Genomic DNA, 203 nt, shown 5'->3' with positions numbered 1-203 from the left:
GTTCTTTTCTCTCCGCACGGCGCAGCGTGCGTTTCTCATCTCTCTTCCTCACCTTTCCAATCGCGCCGACGCTCGCCCCCGAGAGCTGCACCGCCGTCAGTGTCAGCTCAGCCGAGCCGAGCCCGCTGAGCGACACCGTCGCAGTGCTTGAGCGGCCCGATGACATCACCGATTTGGCATAGCCCTCGTTGATGGCGAGATCG

The 203-nt window shown here is 63.1% G+C and carries 1 protein-coding gene; it reads left to right on the top strand.

Features of this window, described 5'->3' with window-relative positions; translation table 11 throughout:
• A partial coding sequence (locus tag AMS67_RS17445; RefSeq protein WP_206541771.1) for a hypothetical protein occupies window positions 1-182 on the top strand: 182 nt, incomplete at its 5' end.
• Window positions 183-203 lie beyond the last annotated feature (21 nt).

Origin of the sequence: Leucobacter japonicus (assembly GCF_001273855.1) — a bacterium.
Taxonomy (GTDB): domain Bacteria; phylum Actinomycetota; class Actinomycetes; order Actinomycetales; family Microbacteriaceae; genus Leucobacter; species Leucobacter japonicus.
The sequence above is the reverse complement of the archived record's forward strand: the minus strand, read 5'-3'. Positions and strand labels throughout refer to the sequence as shown.